Origin of the sequence: Psychrobacillus sp. L4, assembly GCF_042944905.1 — a bacterium.
GTDB lineage: Bacteria > Bacillota > Bacilli > Bacillales_A > Planococcaceae > Psychrobacillus.
The window spans coordinates 1821721-1840318 of the sequence record NZ_CP168496.1 but is presented as its reverse complement, the minus strand read 5'-3'; the positions used below and the strand labels follow the sequence as shown (position 1 = coordinate 1840318).

At 34.9% G+C, this 18598-nt stretch carries 15 protein-coding genes; 4 read left to right on the top strand and 11 right to left on the bottom strand.

The window, feature by feature from the left end; all coding sequences use genetic code 11:
- Positions 1-17: 17 nt before the first annotated feature.
- From ACEPXG_RS08705 to ACEPXG_RS08695, 3 genes are all read right to left on the bottom strand, one after another.
- Positions 18-860: a sugar ABC transporter permease gene (locus tag ACEPXG_RS08705; protein WP_391209422.1), complete on the bottom strand. Its 843-nt coding sequence runs from the start codon at positions 858-860 to the stop codon at positions 18-20.
- Positions 860-2140: a carbohydrate ABC transporter permease gene (locus ACEPXG_RS08700; RefSeq protein ID WP_391209420.1), complete on the bottom strand. Its 1281-nt coding sequence runs from the start codon at positions 2138-2140 to the stop codon at positions 860-862. Before ACEPXG_RS08700 ends, ACEPXG_RS08705 begins: the two co-directional genes overlap by 1 nt.
- A gap of 117 nt (positions 2141-2257) precedes the next feature.
- Positions 2258-3553 carry an extracellular solute-binding protein gene (locus ACEPXG_RS08695; protein WP_391209419.1) on the bottom strand — a complete coding sequence of 432 codons (1296 nt, stop codon included), beginning with the start codon at positions 3551-3553 and terminating at the stop codon, positions 2258-2260.
- Positions 3554-3976: 423 nt separating this feature from the next.
- On the opposite strand from ACEPXG_RS08695, the gene ACEPXG_RS08690 reads away from it, so the two are divergent.
- From ACEPXG_RS08690 to ACEPXG_RS08680, 3 genes are all read left to right on the top strand, one after another.
- A complete protein-coding gene (locus tag ACEPXG_RS08690) occupies positions 3977-5722 on the top strand; it encodes a glycoside hydrolase family 13 protein (RefSeq protein WP_391209418.1) in 1746 nt (581 codons plus the stop codon).
- 164 nt (positions 5723-5886) lie between these two features.
- Positions 5887-7551 (top strand): ribonuclease J, encoded by a 1665-nt coding sequence (locus ACEPXG_RS08685; RefSeq protein ID WP_391209417.1) that lies wholly within the window; start codon positions 5887-5889, stop codon positions 7549-7551.
- 366 nt (positions 7552-7917) lie between these two features.
- A complete protein-coding gene (locus ACEPXG_RS08680; protein WP_391209416.1) occupies positions 7918-8736 on the top strand; it encodes a GNAT family N-acetyltransferase in 819 nt (272 codons plus the stop codon).
- A 79-nt stretch (positions 8737-8815) separates the two neighbouring features.
- On the opposite strand, the gene ACEPXG_RS08675 is transcribed toward ACEPXG_RS08680, so the two are convergent.
- The 3 genes from ACEPXG_RS08675 to ACEPXG_RS08665 form a co-directional block, all read right to left on the bottom strand.
- A complete protein-coding gene (locus tag ACEPXG_RS08675; protein ID WP_391209414.1) occupies positions 8816-9268 on the bottom strand; it encodes an SRPBCC domain-containing protein in 453 nt (150 codons plus the stop codon).
- Positions 9269-9319: 51 nt separating this feature from the next.
- Positions 9320-9874 carry a GNAT family N-acetyltransferase gene (locus ACEPXG_RS08670; protein WP_391209412.1) on the bottom strand — a complete coding sequence of 185 codons (555 nt, stop codon included), beginning with the start codon at positions 9872-9874 and terminating at the stop codon, positions 9320-9322.
- Between the two features lie 478 nt (positions 9875-10352).
- Positions 10353-11309 (bottom strand): tyrosine-type recombinase/integrase, encoded by a 957-nt coding sequence (locus ACEPXG_RS08665; RefSeq protein ID WP_391209848.1) that lies wholly within the window; start codon positions 11307-11309, stop codon positions 10353-10355.
- Positions 11310-11846: 537 nt separating this feature from the next.
- On the opposite strand from ACEPXG_RS08665, the gene ACEPXG_RS08660 reads away from it, so the two are divergent.
- Positions 11847-12104, top strand: coding sequence for a hypothetical protein (locus ACEPXG_RS08660; protein WP_391209410.1), 258 nt, complete (start codon positions 11847-11849; stop codon positions 12102-12104).
- 453 nt (positions 12105-12557) lie between these two features.
- Here ACEPXG_RS08660 and ACEPXG_RS08655 read toward each other — a convergent pair whose 3' ends face one another.
- The 5 genes from ACEPXG_RS08655 to brnQ all read right to left on the bottom strand — a co-directional run bounded on the left by ACEPXG_RS08655 (position 12558) and on the right by brnQ (position 18408).
- Positions 12558-13667, bottom strand: a complete 1110-nt coding sequence (locus ACEPXG_RS08655) for a GerAB/ArcD/ProY family transporter (RefSeq protein ID WP_391209408.1) — start codon at positions 13665-13667, stop codon at positions 12558-12560.
- Between the two features lie 30 nt (positions 13668-13697).
- Positions 13698-13928 (bottom strand): hypothetical protein, encoded by a 231-nt coding sequence (locus tag ACEPXG_RS08650; RefSeq protein ID WP_391209406.1) that lies wholly within the window; start codon positions 13926-13928, stop codon positions 13698-13700.
- Positions 13929-13934: 6 nt separating this feature from the next.
- Positions 13935-15125 (bottom strand): Ger(x)C family spore germination protein, encoded by a 1191-nt coding sequence (locus ACEPXG_RS08645; RefSeq protein ID WP_391209404.1) that lies wholly within the window; start codon positions 15123-15125, stop codon positions 13935-13937.
- Between the two features lie 14 nt (positions 15126-15139).
- On the bottom strand, positions 15140-16738 hold the full coding sequence (locus tag ACEPXG_RS08640) for a spore germination protein (RefSeq protein WP_391209401.1): 1599 nt from the start codon (positions 16736-16738) through the stop codon (positions 15140-15142).
- A 359-nt stretch (positions 16739-17097) separates the two neighbouring features.
- Positions 17098-18408 (bottom strand): branched-chain amino acid transport system II carrier protein, encoded by a 1311-nt coding sequence (brnQ, locus tag ACEPXG_RS08635; RefSeq protein WP_391209399.1) that lies wholly within the window; start codon positions 18406-18408, stop codon positions 17098-17100.
- Positions 18409-18598: the final 190 nt, after the last annotated feature.

The following is an 18598-nucleotide window of genomic DNA, read 5'->3' as shown; positions in this document are numbered from 1 at the left end:
TCCTTACACTAATGTGATTAGCCTTTCGTGCCTCCTGCAGTTAAACCGGATACAAAGTATTTCTGGAACATTAAGAAAAGAATCGTAATTGGGATGGCGATCAAAACCGATCCGGCAGCAAAAGTAGTGAATTCATTCCCAAACTGCTTGGATACTAATTCATATAAACCTACCCCCATAGTGAATTTTTCTTCCGAGCGAAGCATGATGCGGGCAAGGATGAAATCTCCGAATGGAGCGATAAAAGAAAAGAGTGCAACTACAGCAATGATGGGCTTCGCAAGCGGCATAATGATCTGCCAGAAAATTCGCAGATGGCCTGCACCGTCCATTCTCGCAGACTCATCGAGTTCCTTTGGAATGGTATCGATATATCCCTTCGTGAGCCATGTATTCATAGGGATTTGTCCTCCAACATAAATTAGGATCAGTCCAAGATGGGTGTCAATAAGTTCTGTTCTTTGTGCTAGAACATAAATTGCTATTAGTGCAGCAAAGTTCGGAATCATCTGGAGAACCAAAAATGTAAGGAGGCCGTTTTTCCGCCCTATAAATCGATACCGAGAAAAAGTATATCCAGTAAGTGAAACACTTATTACCGCTAAAATCATTGTGATTAAACTAATTTTCATAGAATTTAAATACCATAAAATATAATTGGACTTCTCTGCGTCAAACAAGTCCAGATAATGTTTGAATGTAGGGTTTTTAGGAAACATAGATGATCCTGAAAGACTTTGTCCCGGATTAAGGGAAGATCCTATTACCCAAAGCAGAGGGTAAATTACGATGACTATTGCTACGAGAAGAATAAGATATGAAACTGTCAGTCTGATCAATTTTTCAGTCTTATTAGCCATTACATCATATCCTCCTGTTTAAATGAATTTGTCCGTTTGAACTGCCATAATGCTACTGTCACAACAATCAAGGACAAGAGCATCGTAATAGCAGCTGCTTTTCCATACTGTCCCGAAGTCATAGTCAGTTTATAGATCCAAGAAATCAAAATGTCACTCCCTCCGGCGTTTTGTCCCGGTAATGCCGGCCCCCCGCCGTTGAACAGAAAGATAACATTAAAATTATTGAAGTTAAATGTATACTGCGTAATAAGAATTGGTGCTGTAGCAAACAAGACCATTGGTAAGGTAATACTACGAAACTTTTGGAAAATAGAAGCCCCATCCACATTTGCTGCCTCATATAATTCATCTGGAATGGACTGTAATACTCCGGTTGTCATCGCAAAAATGAATGGAAAACCAAGCCATGACTGTATTAAAATTAACGCTACACGGGTCCATAGCTCTTCAGTCATCCAAGGAATTGCATCAATTCCAAAGAAGCTAAGAATTCCGTTATTAATGACCCCAAATGATTCATTGAACATTCCTGAGAAAATCAGGATAGAGATAAAGGCTGGTACTGCCCATGGAAGTATCAAGACTGTCCGAAAAAATGCCTTTCCCTTCAAATCCTTTTGATTAATCAATACTGCCAAGAAGATTCCTATGGCAACTTGTAAGGTGGTCGCTCCAAATGTCCAAACAATTGTCCAACCGAGGACCCCAAAAAAAGTTTTTCTCCAAAGATCCAACGAGAAAATATCAATATAGTTTTGTATTCCTACCCAATCAACTAGTTTAGCCGGAGGAGTATGGTACAGGTCATAGTTTGTAAAGGATAGGAGAATAACAAAAATGATTGGGAATATGACAACGAAGATCAACAATAAGAAACCTGGGGAAATCATTAAATATGGAAAGCCATTGTCCAAAAGATTATGATATTGTTCCTTCACACTGTTTAAGCTAAATCCTTCATCCCGCTTTTTCCCGTTAATGTATGCATCATAAATATTGAAAGCATAAATACCGAGACCTATTAACCCTACCAATAGAGCGATGATTCCATCAATGAGTAAGAAAATGGAATGATCGAGCTGCGGTATTGTTCCTAATGTAATCAATCCCCAGAAACCCCAATTTAACGTTTGTGAAAAGCTACTAAAAAATGCGGCAATTAATACGAAAAGAATGATACCCTTAACATACTGCTTGTTATAAAATTGCCCGAAGCCTGGAATAATGGATAATAACCCAGCATTTCGTTTATGTTTGGTTAAAACTACATTGTCCAATGTAAATACTACCTCCTTCGTTCCTTTGAAAGGAGAAATTTCTATTTTTTTGTTAATGCTTGATTAAGATATAAGCAAAGTCATGTTTCCTAACTGGAAACATGCCTTTGCTTTTTTTTATTTATTCGGGTGATTTGTTTCAATATTTGTTTTGATTGTTTTAACCGCATCATCCATCGCTGCTTTTGGGTTTGCTTTGCCTGTAGCAATTGTTTGTAATGCGGAAGCAGCAGGGCCCCAAACCTCACCCATCTCTGGGATGTTTGGCATTGGTACTGCATACTGAGATTGAAGTGCTACAGCTTTTGCGCCTTCATTTTCAGCAATGATTGGATCTTCAATCAATGTTTTCACTGGTGGAATTTCTTGAGTTGTTTCAAAACGAATTTTAGCGTTCTCTTCATTTGTTAACCATTCTACTAACATTGTCGACCAATATTTATGCTCTGTAAAAGACGTTACATGCCATCCTTTAACACCCATAAATGTTTTCATATGCTCTCCGTTTGGAAGAGTCGGCATTGCAGAAACTCCTATGTCAATTCCTGCATCTTTCATGCTTTGGAAAGCCCAAGGACCATCCATAACTGAAGCAACTTTTCCTTCATTAAATAATCCGTCTTTTGCAGAACCGCCGCTTTCCCCGATGATTCCTTTAGGGAATAATCCTTCTTTATACCATTTTTGTATATATTCTGCTCCTTTAACTGCTCCATCATTATTTAAACCAATATCTTCTCGGTCAAGAGCACCGTTATTGTCCTTGAATACATAACCGCCCATACCACCAATTACGCCATGAGCAAAGTAAAAGTTATCCCATAAAGCGAGGAATCCAAACTTTTTACCATCAGTAAATCCTTTAGAGAATGTATAGACTTCATCCATTGTCTCCGGTGCTTTTGGCATAAGAGCTTTATTGTAGATGAATACCGGTGTTTCGGTAGCTTTTGGTAATCCGTACAGTTTACCATCATATTTTTCAGCATTGATGGATGATTCTGTAAACGTGGAAAGTATTTCATCACTTACTTCGATTTCTTGGATTAACCCCTCTGTTACTACCTGGCCGATTTGATCATGAGGTAGTGTAACAACATCTGCTCCAGTTCCAGAAGGACCATCAAGACGCAGCTGTTCACGCATTTTATCAGCCATGCCTAGTTCTTTAAATTCTACTTTAATACCATATTTTTTTTCGAATGATTCAATGGCCGGTTTTAAAGCCACCGATTTATCTGTATCTTCCCATACTACAAGTTTTTCCGGTTTTGCAGGTTCTTCGGTTGTAACGCTACCTTCTTCGTTTTTCTCGGTATTCTTTGTAGTCGGTTCTTCTCGATTCGGTCCACATGCAGCCAACAGTCCGATTATAAGCATCAGCATCACTAACAACGATAATGATTTTTTCATTTCTTTGACCCCTCCCTAGTATGTTAAATTTCTTTTTCCAAAGTTGGACAAACGCTTGCACAAATTGATATTTGTAACCGCTATCATAATTAATAACTTTAATCATAAAATTTTTACAATCGTCGATAATAACTTAACTTCTTGAGCAATTAGAATAAAATTTTTAAAGATTAATATTTATGAAAGCGATTGCACAACTTATAATTTTATTATACATTTTCCAAAACTATAAACAATCGTTATTTTGTTTTTTTAAAAAATTCAGTTTAATTATTTTCGATAGAGATAAAAATACTTTAGCTCTTAAAAATAAAGTTAAACTCTTGCAAACTATTTCTTGTGCAATGAGGTACCTTTTGCTACTTTTAATATAATGATAATTATGAATGTTTAAATTAATTTTGTGATAAAAGGAGACGTATTATGGAAAAATCCGCTATTTTTCACAGACCTGTCGATAATTTCGCTTATCTTCTAGACAATCGTACGCTGCATATCCGTATTAAAACGAAACAAAATGACCTGACTGGTGTTTCTTTGATTATAGGAGATCCATATATTTGGAAAAACGGAGAATGGCAGTTTTCTGAAGTACTCATGAGTCTATCTGGAAGTGATGACCTGTTTGACTATTGGGAAGTTGAACTAGTTACAACGAATCGAAGGCTCCGATACGGATTTAGGTTGACTTCAATAAATGAAGGGCTTATTTTTACGGAAAAAGGGTTTTATGACACCCCGCCTACTGATACGGATTATTATTTTTGCTTTCCTTACCTACACGAAAATGAACAGTTTAACGCGCCTGAATGGGTTAAGGAAACCATTTGGTATCAAATTTTCCCAGAGCGCTTTGCTAATAGTGACTCTTCAATTAACCCGAGAGATACAAAGTCTTGGGAAAGCGAACCGCCAGCTGTTGATAATTTCTTCGGAGGCGATTTTGCTGGTATTACAAAACATCTTGATCACCTGACAGATCTCGGTGTGAATGGCATATATTTCACACCGGTGTTTAAAGCTTATTCAAATCATAAATACGATACGATTGATTATATGGAACTGGATCCTCAATTTGGGGATGCAGACTCTTTAAAAACGCTAATATCAGAGTGCCATACCCGTGGCATAAAGGTAATGCTCGATGCGGTTTTCAACCATAGCGGCTATTACTTCCCTCCTTTTCAGGACGTTCTTGAGAAAGGTGAGAATTCCTGTTACAAGGATTGGTTCCATATACACAGCTTTCCTGTCGTAGGAGGAGCAAAACCCAATTATGAGACTTTTGGTTTTGTCGAATCCATGCCCAAATTGAATACAGCGAATCCGGAAGTGAAAAAATATTTGATTGATGCGGGGATATATTGGATTAAAGAGTTTGATATAGACGGCTGGCGGTTAGATGTTGCGAATGAGGTTGATCACCCTTTCTGGCGTGAGTTCAGAACGGCGGTCAAAGAAGCAAAGCCTGAACTTTATATATTAGGTGAAATATGGCACGATTCCATGCCTTGGCTCCGAGGAGATCAGTTCGATGCGGTGATGAATTACCCTTTTAAGACAAATGTATTGAATTTGCTGGCCAATGGGAATATCAGTTCTAGGCAATTTGTCGAGAATATGAGCAAAGTATACTTCAGCTATCCGAAAAACGTTTTCGATGTTACTTTTAATTTAGTCGGAAGCCATGATACCCCAAGAATACTTACAGAATGCGGCGGCAATGTGAAAATGACAAAACAAGTTTTCACCATCCTGCTTACTTTTATGGGATCCCCTTGCATTTATTACGGGGATGAGATTGGTCTTACAGGTGGGCAAGACCCAGGCTGTAGGAATTGCATGGTTTGGGACAGTGAAAGACACCAATCCGAATTGAAGGATCATATTCGGACACTGATTACACTTCGTAAAAGAGAAAAACTTCTTGCGAACGAAGGAGCAATTCATTTCCTGCTACCCAAAGAAGATCATGGTATATTTGGTTACCGAAAGTATACAGAAAACAAATCAGTTGTTGTCCTTCTCAATCCAAATTCGGCTGAACAAATTTTTCCACTAGAAACAGGGGACAGTCATAAAGTTCTATATAGCTGTGAAGCAAAATTTGAACCAAATCAAATTAGATTGGGAGAATACGGATTTTGCATCTTGTCTTACACCCATTAGTTTTCAACACTGTAACAATTCCCTTTCACAAAAATTAAAATCCGCTCCAACATTTTACAAATATAATATATCGCCAGGATTATGAAATAACTTTATAAATCTCCTTATAAAAGTGCTTTTATAGGCAATACTTTAGATGAAAGTTCTAGAAAGGAGGCACTAACTTGAATACAACGAAGTCTAAATTATCTATTTTTGCTCTTGGTGGCATTAATGAAATCGGAAAAAACATGTACGTTATACAATCTGACGGTGATCTCGTTATTATTGACTGCGGTTCCAAGTTTCCAGATGAAAGTCTATTAGGCATTGATTTAATCATCCAGGATATTTCCTTTCTACAGGAACATAAAGAAAAAATCCGGGCTTTAATTGTTACCCATGGACACGAAGATCATATCGGGGGTATTCCCTATTTCTTAAAGCAGTTGAATGTACCAATTTATGCTACAAACTTAACGCTTGGTTTGATTGAAATAAAATTAAAAGAACATGGTCTTCTTAGACAAACGAGACTTTTTTTAATTGATGAGGAGTCAACTATTCGATTAGGAACTATTAAAACAACATTTTTTAGGACAAGTCACAGTATTCCTGACTGCTTGGGAATTGTAATTCATACGCCACAAGGTACAATCGTACATACTGGGGATTTTAAGTTTGATTTAACCCCTGTGGATAATCATGCTCCAGATATTCACAAAATGGCGGAAATAGGTCAAAATGGTGTATTACTTCTTTTATCTGAAAGTACCAATGCAGAACGACCTGGCTCCACTCCCTCCGAACGATTAGTTGGCGATCATATTGAAGATGCATTCCGTCATGCACCGAGGAAAGTATTTATATCCACATTTGCTTCCAATGTTCATCGAGTGCAACAAATAGTAAATGCAGCTATAAAAACGAATCGTCAGCTTGTTTTACTTGGACGTAGTATGGTTAACGTAGTGTCCGTCGCTATGGAAAGAGGATACTTAGACATCCCAGATGGCATGCTAATGGAGGCAAATGAAGTGAGAACGATGAACCCTGAAAAAGTGGTCATTCTATGCACTGGCAGTCAAGGAGAACCAATGGCCGCCTTGTCTCGATTAGCAAGCTCCAACTTCCGCCAAGTTGAAGTTTTGCCGGAAGACACTGTTATTTTTGCTGCAAGTCCGATACCTGGTAACGAACGGAGTGTATCCCGAATAATAGATAATTTATTTCAATTAGGAGCCAGAGTTATTTATGGATCAGGTAATGTTACAGGAATGCATGTTTCTGGTCATGCTTGTCAGGAAGAGTTAAAACTTATGCTCACATTAATGAAACCAAAATATTTCATCCCCATTCATGGTGAATATCGCATGCTTCGCCATCATAGTTTATTGGCTGAATCGGTTGGTGTGAGAAAGGATAACATATTTATATTAAATAATGGTGATGTAGTTGACATTGTCGATCAAGAGGCCATTCATACACGTAGTATTGATGCTGGGAACATTTTCGTAGATGGATTTGGGATAGGTGATGTCGGAAACATCATCTTGCGGGATAGAAAACTCCTTTCGGAAGATGGTATGCTAGTCATCGTAATGACCATTAGTAAATCAGGGAACAAAATCATAACAGGTCCTGATACTATTTCACGTGGATTCGTTTATGGACCTGAGGCTGAGGAACTGATGAAAGAGGTAAATCAATCTGTTCGTCAAACTATTAAGAACTCAAAAGATAGGAACCAGCGAGTGTTAAAACAAAATATAAAAAGTTCTATCGAAAAACTCTTGTACAGTCGAACGAAAAGAAGTCCTATGATTCTGCCTATCATAATAGACATTTAACATTTTAAAAGAGCAAACCTCTAAAGATAAAGGTTTGCTCTTTTCATTCCATTGATATAATGAGGTTAATCTAATAATGACAGCTGCTCCGACCCTCCTAATCGTTCCAAAGCAACTGGTCCCACCTGATTATTCATTTGATTCTTTCCAATAGGATGTTTTAGAAGTCACTTCATTATTATTCGTCACTTTACAAAAAGAGACTTTCATTTCTCCATTTTGAAAATTACCCTTAGCAACTATAGATTGTACTTCGTTAATATTAGCTAGTATTTCAGCAATATTTTGATAAAGTGTTATAATAGTGAATATTCATATTTTTTATAAAAGGAACAACACAACTTAGCTATTTATAAGGAGAAATACATGTTAACATCAAAACAATTACTAGATATTGAAACGTTACAAAAGGAATGTGAAGCTTATGATCATATTCAATTAAAACTAAACTGGGAAATGCTTCGGAATAGAGAGACAGATCAACTCGATTTTCTACATTATGAAAACGAAGAACTGATTTCCTTTTTAGGTTTATATGCTTTTGGCTCTACAGTGGAAGTATGCGGAATGGTGAAACCAAGGGAACGACGAAAAAATCATTTCTCCCGATTGTTCCAACAGGGAATGGCTACTGCAAAACAAAAGGGTTTTAAGCGAATTTTGTTAAATGCACCAGCAAGTTCTACTGAAGCTAAAGCATTTTTAACAAAAAATGGAGCTATTTATGGATTTTCCGAACATCAAATGGAGTGGAAAGAAATTCAGCTAGAAGAAGTAGAGGGTTTTACACTTCGACAAGCAAATATAGCAGATTTAGACATGCGTGTACGATTGTCTGTTGAAGCGTTCGGTTTGACAAAAGAAGATGCACTAGCAATGGAAAGTCGGATTGATGGCGATGAAGATACTGATATGTTCATGATAGATGTGAACGAAGAAACAGTTGGAAAAATCCGTGTGAAACGTGAGAATGGCGAAGCATGGATTTATGGATTTTCCATCTTACCGACACATCAAGGAAAAGGTATTGGGAGAAAAGTGTTGAAAAGAGTAGTTAAGGAGCAGTCTGAATCGGGTCACTCTGTCCATTTGGAAGTAGAAACTTTAAATGCGCATGCACTAGGACTTTATGAATCAATCGGATTCCAAGTGGTACATGCCCAGGATTATTATACGTACAATTGAGCCCTTTATCTATCTGAATAAGTAAAACCCTGGTTTCTCTAGATAACCAGGGTTTTATTATTTCAACGTTTTCTTCCATTTATTCTAATGTCAATGTCTCCCCAGTTTCAAGCAGACTTTTCAGATTGCTCAAGATTATTGGCCACCCATTATTATAGCCTTTAAATCCATCGTTTTCATCGAAAAAATCTGTTGGTAAGAGATCCAAATGCTTAAGGGTTAATTTTACTGTCGAATTTATCGGTTTTAGTTCAAAGGATACCCTTGTAGGACGTTCACGTTTTGTTTTATCTTCTAACCATTGAAATGTAAATGAAAGAAGATGATATGGCTCATTTATTAATACTTTCCCTTGGTCTGTGACCTTTCCATTCTTATCTAAAAAGGAAACTATTGATCCTACCTGCCAATCAGTTTGAACTTGCAAATCAAACCAATATTTTTTTATCATATCGCTGCTAGTTAGAGCTTCCCAAAGCTTATTTTGTGTTGTGGCGATGTAGATTTCATAAATAAACGTTGTATTAGTCATCTTTTTCCTCCTCTAAATTTAATTGATTAATCTGAGATTTCGTGTAGCATTCTACTTATCAAATTTACTATTCCAATCACTAGCTAACATTCCGTAAACAACATGATCTACATAATGATCATATAACCACTCCGCTTCTCGTACACGACCTTCTTCTGTGAAATTTAGTCTTTCTGGAATCGCTCTACTTTTTTTATTTTCTACAGCTGCACGTATCTCTACTCTGTTCAATTTCAAGTCATTAATCGCATAATCAACAAAAGCTTTGACAGATTTCGTCATTAATCCTAACCCTACATAGTCATTTCCAAGCCAGTACCCAATACTTGTCGATTTATTGCTCCAATTAATTTGATGAAAACCTATCACCCCGGCAATTTTATCTTCATACCAAATGCCAGCTTGAAACCCGTTATTTTCACTAAATTGTTTCATCGTTGATTGGACAAATCCTTGAGTGTCTGCAACGGTCCTCGTGTAATCGATAAATGGTAACCATTCTCTCAAGGTTTCACTGGATTGAATCATCAAACCGAACAAATGTTCAGCATCCCGTAAATCGAGCATTTTCAAATTTGTTTTACCATCAATTTGGTGTGTAAACATACTAACTAACCCCTTTTATGTAATTTTTTAGTTAAATTCCCAAATAAATCTATGTAGGCATGCAGCATTCTTACATTATAACAAATACTCTGATAAATAAAACTGGTAATTAGTTTACATAATATAATTATTGTAAATTAAATCCTATATACTCAGTTTATAAAGAAAATTGGAGTGAGAATAATACAGTAATCTATTACGAATAAAGAGAAAAGGGCATTCTTTCTAAAGTTTTTGAATGCTTTTTAGCTAATTCCTCCCTATTTAGCTTTCAAAACAGTATTTGTACTTCGAATTAGAATCGATCTATTACATAAGTTATTCCAATCAACAAAAAAGTGCTTGATTTCTAAGGTTCCCCCTTGAAACAACCACTTTCTGTTCGTTAAATTTAGTTGTTTTTGTACTTACATTACTATACAAGGCATTTAGCTTTTATTAATCGTCATACAAAATTAGTTTACATAATAAAATTATATTAACCTAATTGATTAAAAGGATTGTTCTCGATTACTTGTTGAATTTCTTTATCTTCCACATGAGTATAGATTTGTGTAGTGGAAACACTGGTATGGCCCAAAATATGCTGTAAACTGCGAATATCAGCCCCACTCTTATACATTATAGTGGCGGATGTATGTCTTAACTTATGCGGTGTTAGTTTTTCTTTATTTAAGCCAGAGTCATTGTTGATTTGTTTGATGATTTTCGCTACTGTTTGGCGAGTTAATCTTGTACCCTTTTGAGATAAGAATAGCGCTTCATTGTCAATTGCGCCTTGTATGTAAGAACGTTCTTTTTGTATATAAACCTGAAGTGATTGAATGCATGCATTGTTTAAAAATACCGTGCGTTCTTTATCGCCTTTACCGATCACATGCAATACAGTTCCCTGTATCGACGTGAGATTTAAGTTGCATAGTTCCGAAACACGTAACCCTAAGTTTAAAAAGAACATAATCATACTATAATTGCGATAATAATGATTACTTCTCTTTATTCCTGCTATAAACATCTCCGCTTCTTGTAAATCCATATAGATTGGTTTTTTCTTACCAATTTTCGGTGTTTCCAACTCATCCGCAGGATTATCTTCTATTAGCCTTCTTTTTCCTTTTAAATATTTAAAAAATGATTTAAGTGTTGCTGCTTTTCTTGCTCTAGTAGCTGCACTATTTTTTCGCTGAATCTCACAGTACTCTAAAAACAAATACATATCCTCTAATGATAATTCACGAATCCAGTCGATGGTAATATCTTTAATACTAATATCACTCAAGTTAGCTGGATTAATATTATCTTCCATCGCTTTCAAAAATCTAAAAAACAAAGTGATATCATATTCATATTCTTTTCGCGTTCTTACTGATTTCCCTTTAATCGTTGTTAAATAGACTAAGAAATCCTTTAATATTTTAGGTAATTCTCGTTGCATCGCTTTCACCTCGTATCCTCCTATTTTAACACAAATTAAGGTTCCCAAATATGTATTTGGGAACCTTATTAAAAATTTAATCTTTTACTGGAAAAAAAATACTTTTCAATGGATTATGGTAGCTAATTTATGTGTAAGTATGAGTTGCTTCAGATTCGCTATGAGACGCTTTTAATTTTTGTTTATCGATTCACTGTACGTAACTTTCTTCTGAATGCGAAATTGATTTTTCGTATATTTTCACCCAAAAATTTGTAAAGAAAACCCCTTCCTAACCGTAAGAAGGGGTATGTTAATTAAAGCTATATTATCAGGGAAAGATTAAATCTTGCTGACTTCCCTTCTCGCACAAGCTATTTATTTAGAAAATTTTTGCTTTTAGTTTCACTCATCGCAATAATCACTACCATCATCATATAAATCTCCATATTTTTCTATCATTTCCTTACGTTTTAAAAAGAAAGAATCAGGAAAACTCCCTAGCAAACAATTGAATTTACCATCTTGAAAGTAACTAAAAAAGAATGCTCTCTATTTGTGTCTACCTCAAACACGCTTAAAACAGAAGTTAATAATATTAAAATGGATGTGGCAATACTTAATGGAAAGGTCGATAATCTCGATAAGAAAATTGAAGATCAGAAAACTTCTATCATTCAAGGATTGGAACCATATTTCACTAATTTAGATAAGAACATTGAAAATCATCAAGATTCGATCGATATACTATCCGCTCTTAGCTTTCAACACGAAGTAGATTTTAAATCAATAAAAAGATTGTTAACTCAACATTAATAATTTTCGAAAAGGAACTTCGTAGTATTTTTCAATTTTAGTTCCTTTTTTACCCATAATTTTACACATCTGTTGATTAGCCACTTTCTTACAAAATAAATTGTTAGTAAAGCGTAAAAGTCTCTATTTGCATCTGTATCTTATAGGTTCGCTTTGGACGAATAACTACCACACAATTACCAGAAAAAATGGGGAGAAATCTCCCGGGAATCGTGCAGTAATCGTTCAGTACTAAGCAATCAAAAAGTAGCAATATTCCTCATTTTTAGCATTTTATCACTAATTTTGCTAGTAATTCCCTAGTACTTTTGGTTAATCAACACATCGGATAATATTAAAGTCTACAAATTGCTCTGACATGCTTTTAACTTTTCGTTAGTGAGTAACTGTACATAACTTATCTCTCAACTCAATGCGTTCTTAAAATCCTAAGGTAGAAAACGGAACAACATTTTACGATTGTTCCGTTTTTTTAAATTGCTTTTTGCGAAATCCATATACAATAGATAACAATACAGGTATAAAAAGGAAAACAACTATGGAGGTAGCTGTAGTAGTGTGTTCGTCAAAGTTCTGTTTTGCAATAAAATTAGGAGAAATAATAAGTGAAAGTACAATAACAATTATTCCCAAAGGATAAGTTAAAGGGCGATAATCTTTCAAATTAAATAATTGTGCCAAACCTATCGTACCAGCATAAAAATATAGGGTCATTTTAAAATAAAGGGATATTATCCATAATGCTGCCATTAGGACCTCTATTCGATTTATGAAATTTCCGATATTTATTTCTCTCGCTAATACGTAACTTGGATAAACTTGCCTAGCTGTTGTACTTGAACCTAAAACGAAAATGCATAACAGTGTGGCAATAATTATTACTAATCCACCAATAATATTTCCTAAAAAGTAAGATTTTTTTCCTTTTGTAAATTCTTTTATGAGTGAAGGAAATATCATTAATAAAACAAGAGAATTTACAGATGACATTACAGCTACTAAAATAGAAGGCTTCCATAGTATGCCTAAATCGGAAATAAAAAAAGGTTCTAGATTTTGAATATCTACCTCCGGAATAATAAAAATAACTAATCCTATAAAAAGGAATAGGAATAAAAAAATCAGTATCTCTGCAGAACGGGCTATTGTTTCTATACCAAGTCGAATACCCATAATTAAAATTGTTGCTTTAAGAATATTTAGGTAAACAATCGGTGTATTTGGGTATAATTGTGAAGATAAAAAGAAACCAGAATGGTTCAATAAACTAGCTGTATATAAAATACATACAAAAATAAATAAAAGACTACTAAATTTACCAATCCATTTCCCAAAAATTTTTTCATTAATTTGAATATAAGTGAGATTTGGAAACCAAGATGCTATTTTGCTGAAAAACCAAACAACCAATATACCTATTAATGTACCAATAATAGCCGCAATCCATGCATCTTGCTTAGCGTCAGCAGCTAAAACGGATGGTAATTCAAGTATACTAGTACCAATCATAAAGAAAATAACAAGTACTAGGAATTGAAAAGGACTTATTTTAATATTTTGCATTCCATCACACCTTTCTATAGCTGCTTTTCATTATTTTTGAGTAGTAAATACATAAATAATAGGTTTTAAAACGAGTGATAGAAAATCTGCTGGATTTGGAATTGTTTTATTTAGTGCCAATGAAACACTCAAAGCAAAACTTAAAGCAATGAGAAATGTAAAAATAATCAATCCTTTTTTATCCTTGTTTTTCAATAAATTTGGAATTTCAAGTTTTAAAATGACTCCAAAAACAATAATTAATCCTATTACTTTTTCCATATTTAGTTAGTCCTTTATTTTTTCTTTAAAAGAATTGTTAATTGAACCTATTAATTTAATATCAAGCTTTACGGAAACATTTACTTTTACATCAGGAAACTCCTCATCCCAATTATTTTCTATTTTTTTCCATCCTTTTGGATCATTATGATATATGGCTGCTCCAAATCCAAAAATATCAGCGTCCACTTCTTTCTGCACTTTTTTTATTGTCTTTTCAATAGAGTCTTTTGTTTCTTTTTCAAATATTTTCTCTAATGTACGAAATGTTTCTTCTTTCACTAAATCAAGTTCACACTCTATTGCTCCAACATTTCCTTTGATTAGAATGTTGATATCTACTTCTGGCTTTCCATTTTCCAATTTACCTTTCATTTTTGAATTAAATTGTTGAATTTCTATGTTAGCTTTCCCCTTATTGGGGCAGGCAATCGTTGATACAGACTTGTTTATGTGATTAGTAACACTATTAAAACTTTTGGTATCTTTTTCCTCTAACCAGCCTACAAGTTTATCTTTTTTAAAAACGGCTAATCCATCGAATTCTATTTGAGCGGCAGGTTCGATGGAATCTATATTAGATTTATCTGAACCACTTTTAGGATCGCCCAAAATGTGAACACCAGTTAATACAGGTTGTTTACCTGTCCTATCAAGGTCTTTTAACAGTTCAAGTAATGTCACGCTTAATGTATTTGCGTAAGTTTTGTCTGAATTTAATAGCGTGAAGAACATATCTGCGGCTGGAATGGACTCTAATGGAGTTTGGACGTTCAATATGTTTTCAGCAGTACTATCTTTCGCAATTGCAACATAGAAATCCCATCTTACTTCCAAATTTCTTGCAAGAAAATCTAATGAATCTCCTATTCCTTCTCTTGCTAAAGTTTCCCCTATTATTAACATTTGAAGATGTCCTAAGTACATAATTCTTGGAGAAGATTTGGTGAGTTGACGAATAGCTTCATACACGGTTGTTGCTTTCGCTTTGTAGAGTGTTATTTGAGAGTGACCTGGGCCTCCTCCTTTCGATGAAAGCTCAGATGGTATCGCAACTTGTGCAGTGACCAAATATTCATCATCAATTTTATCTATACCAATTGCAACTGTTATGGCAAGTTCATTTAACTCTCTTTTATCCCAACATCCGGAAAGGAAAAGGGTAAGAATTAGTAGTATAAAAATGCCTTTTTTCACATACTCTCGCTCCTTTACTCATCCTTACCTTTCTCACTTGGTTTAGGGGGAGTATAATTTTCTCTTACTTTATTTTTCGAGATTCCCTGAGGACGTGTCTTCATTTTCCAAACTGGCAACCGTATTATCGTATCTTTTTGATCTGAAAGATTAAAAGGTGCTAAAGGAGACATAAAAGGAACTCCGAAAGAACGTAAACTACATAAATGTAATATAAGTGCGATAAAACCTATCGTCATGCCATAAAAACCAAACATTGCAGCTAATGCTATAAAAACAAACCGTAGCATTCTACCAGCTATCGCAATATCATAGAGAGGGGCAACAAAACTAGAAATAGCTGTTAGTGATACAACAATAACCATCGCAGCTGAGATAATACCTGCTTCAACAGCAGCAGTTCCAATGACAAATCCCCCTACGATTGACATAGCTGCACCTACTACTCTTGGCATTCTTAATCCTGCTTCTCGAAGTATTTCAAAAGCAATTTCCATTATCATTACTTCGATAAATGCTGGAAATGGAACTTTTTCACGTTGTGCCGCTAAACTCATGAGCAGAGATGGTGGTATCGTTTCTTGATGAAAAGTAATGATGGCAATATAAAATGCTGGAAATAGCAACGAAATCAAAAAGGAAAAATAACGTAGAAGACGAATTAACGTAGCCATTATTGCCCGTTGATAATAGTCCTCTGTAGATTGAAAAAATTGAACAAATAATGCTGGAACCATTAACACAAATGGTGTACCGTCAACCAAAATGGCTACTCTCCCCTGCAAAAGTGCTGCAGAGACAACGTCAGGTCTTTCGGAATTATACATTGTTGGGAAAGGTGAATACTGTGAGTCTTGAATTAATTCCTCAATATAGGCACTTTCTAATATTCCATCAATGTTAATCTTATCTAACCTCGAATTTAATTCCTTAACAACACCTTCATCCGCTACGCCCTTAATATACATAATAGCGATATTCGTTTTGGATCGTTTTCCAACAACCTTGGATTCCATCCACAGATTTGGATCCTTAATGATGCGACGAACTAATGCAGTATTTATTCGTAAGTTTTCGGTGAAACCTTCTCTTGGTCCTCTCACTACACTTTGAGCAGTTGCTTCGGTTACTCCACGTTCAGCCCAATGCTTATTACCAATGATTAATCCATTTGTATATCCATCCAACATAAGAATTGCGTCACCTGATAATAGGTGCGAGAATAGATCATCAAAATTATTTAAATCCTTAATTTCTCCAACTGTCATGGCAAAGTCTTTTAAAGTATTTATTATATTTGGATTTGGAGTTAAATCGTTTTCCAGTGATGTTCCTTTAATGTCCAACATTAGTGTTTCCAAAATAAAGTTTTGTAAAGAAGCTGCATCACTTAAACCATCCGTATAAACGACTGCTGCTTTTAGACTCCCATCTTTCCCAATTCTTATCTCACGGATAATAATATCTTCGCTTTTTCCAAGTGTTTCTTTTATTTTTTGAATATTTTCTTGAAGATTTGAGTTTAGTGCAGTTTTTTCTTCTGACTCCTTCTCTTGAGGCGAAGGAGGTGGGGATTTTAATACAATATTATTTTTTTTTTTTAAAAAACCCATATGCTCCCTCTTTATCATTTATTTGTTTGTGGCAACTTTTGTCATAATGAAGTATTACCAATTTAACTTGAGTTTATACTTTATTCCTATGTGAAGCCTTTTTTACGAGATTTTCGTTTATTTTAATAGAATCCTTACATATTGAACTTACAACGGTTTATCATGAAGGAAAAAATGACAAAAAAACACCAAAAGCGATTAAACTTTTGGTGTTTTTAAATGGATTATTGAAACTCAAAATTTCCGTATCAGATATTCGAATTATTTCTTCCGGATAAATTTCTAAAATATCTTTATCTAGAATAATAAAATTTGCAAGATAACCTGCTCTTAATTGTTCCACGTAAGGAATACGTAGATTATTCAGCCCTAACTTGCTTAGGAGAGATATCGTTATGTCTTTTAAGCTTATGAATAAGTGTTCCAACAATAAATCCGACAATAGCGGGTACTAACCAGCTAAATCCATCTGAACCTAATGGTAACTTCATAATTATGTCTGTTAATACTGGTGTCTTTATTAAAGATCCAACCGTTTCAATAAGACTAACGATAAAAGTTAGTAATATCGCACCTTGATAAGAACCTGGATTTGGAACAAACTTTTGAAAAACTCCTAATATGACTAACACAATGGCAACTGGATACAATGCAGTAAAGATTGGCATCGCGTAAGTAACAATTGCTCCTACACCTGTTGAACCTATTACAATACCTACAACACATACAATCGCAACCCAAATACGATAGCTGAGTTTATTTTTTGTCAAGTCATTCAAAAAATCTCCGATTACTGCAATTACTCCAATTGCGGAAGTTAAACACGCTAAGGCAATTGCAACGGCAATAGCGACTGCGCCTACGCTACCAAGTGAACGATCGACTAATAGAGACACTAAAGCAGTATCTTCAATACCTGCTGGTGCAAATCCACTACCAGAAGCTCCGATAAATAATAACCCACCATAAACAATCAATAGTCCAATACCAGCTATAAGTGTCCCAGTTAAAGCCATCTTACGCGCTGATTTCCCTTTATACCCAAATGCAGCTATTGCAGCTATAAATATCGGTGCACAAAATATTCCCGTCACTACATCACCCGTTTGGTATGCACTAATAAATGCATTCGAAAATGAATTTTTAATATCCGTAACAACAGGTGCCCCAATTGGATCAAAAATACCTTTTCCAACGATAAATAAAAGGATTACTACTAACACTGGTGTAAGTACTTTACCGATTTTATCGATTACATTAGATTTATCCATTGCAAAATAAAAACAAATTGCAAAGAATACGACAATTGTAACGATGGATGGAACACTAGGAAACAGTTGATGAACTCCTAATTCATGTGTTGTTGCAGACATCCGTGGAATTGTGACAAACATTCCGATACCAACCATTAATAACAAGTTAAACACTTTATAAAACCAAGGACTAATTGGTCTAGTTAAATCTTCAAATTTTCCACCTACATTTATTATCGCGATCACTGATAAAAGTGGTAACACGATTCCTGTTATACAAAAACCAACTAATGCTACTACCCATTCAGTTCCCGATACATTCCCAATTGACGGAGGAAATATTAAATTTCCTGCTCCAAAAAATATAGCAAATAGCGCAAATCCTACTATTAAACTGTGTTTTACTGTTTTACTCATAAATTTCCCCACTTTCATATATAACCCTTTGAAAACCCTTACAAAACTAATAAAAAATAATCACATACGCATGTATGTGCGAAGTAACGTTAAAACAATTGAGCTTTTCTAATTGCCCCCCAAGTTTTAATTTTCTATTAGTTAATTTCATAATAATTAATTTTGGGCAATAAAAAAAGGAGGTAAATTT

What these genes read in the sequence shown, in the direction of transcription:
- ACEPXG_RS08705 (WP_391209422.1), bottom strand. Translation starts at nt 860, where the DNA reads ATGGCTAATAAGACTGAAAAATTGATCAGACTGACAGTTTCATATCTT.
- ACEPXG_RS08695 (WP_391209419.1), bottom strand. Translation starts at nt 3,553, where the DNA reads ATGAAAAAATCATTATCGTTGTTAGTGATGCTGATGCTTATAATCGGA.
- ACEPXG_RS08690 (WP_391209418.1), top strand. Translation starts at nt 3,977, where the DNA reads ATGGAAAAATCCGCTATTTTTCACAGACCTGTCGATAATTTCGCTTAT.
- ACEPXG_RS08680 (WP_391209416.1), top strand. Translation starts at nt 7,918, where the DNA reads ATGTTAACATCAAAACAATTACTAGATATTGAAACGTTACAAAAGGAA.
- ACEPXG_RS08675 (WP_391209414.1), bottom strand. Translation starts at nt 9,268, where the DNA reads ATGACTAATACAACGTTTATTTATGAAATCTACATCGCCACAACACAA.
- ACEPXG_RS08670 (WP_391209412.1), bottom strand. Translation starts at nt 9,874, where the DNA reads ATGTTTACACACCAAATTGATGGTAAAACAAATTTGAAAATGCTCGAT.
- ACEPXG_RS08665 (WP_391209848.1), bottom strand. Translation starts at nt 11,309, where the DNA reads ATGCAACGAGAATTACCTAAAATATTAAAGGATTTCTTAGTCTATTTA.
- ACEPXG_RS08655 (WP_391209408.1), bottom strand. Translation starts at nt 13,667, where the DNA reads ATGCAAAATATTAAAATAAGTCCTTTTCAATTCCTAGTACTTGTTATT.
- ACEPXG_RS08650 (WP_391209406.1), bottom strand. Translation starts at nt 13,928, where the DNA reads ATGGAAAAAGTAATAGGATTAATTATTGTTTTTGGAGTCATTTTAAAA.
- ACEPXG_RS08640 (WP_391209401.1), bottom strand. Translation starts at nt 16,738, where the DNA reads ATGGGTTTTTTAAAAAAAAAAAATAATATTGTATTAAAATCCCCACCT.
- brnQ (WP_391209399.1), bottom strand. Translation starts at nt 18,408, where the DNA reads ATGAGTAAAACAGTAAAACACAGTTTAATAGTAGGATTTGCGCTATTT.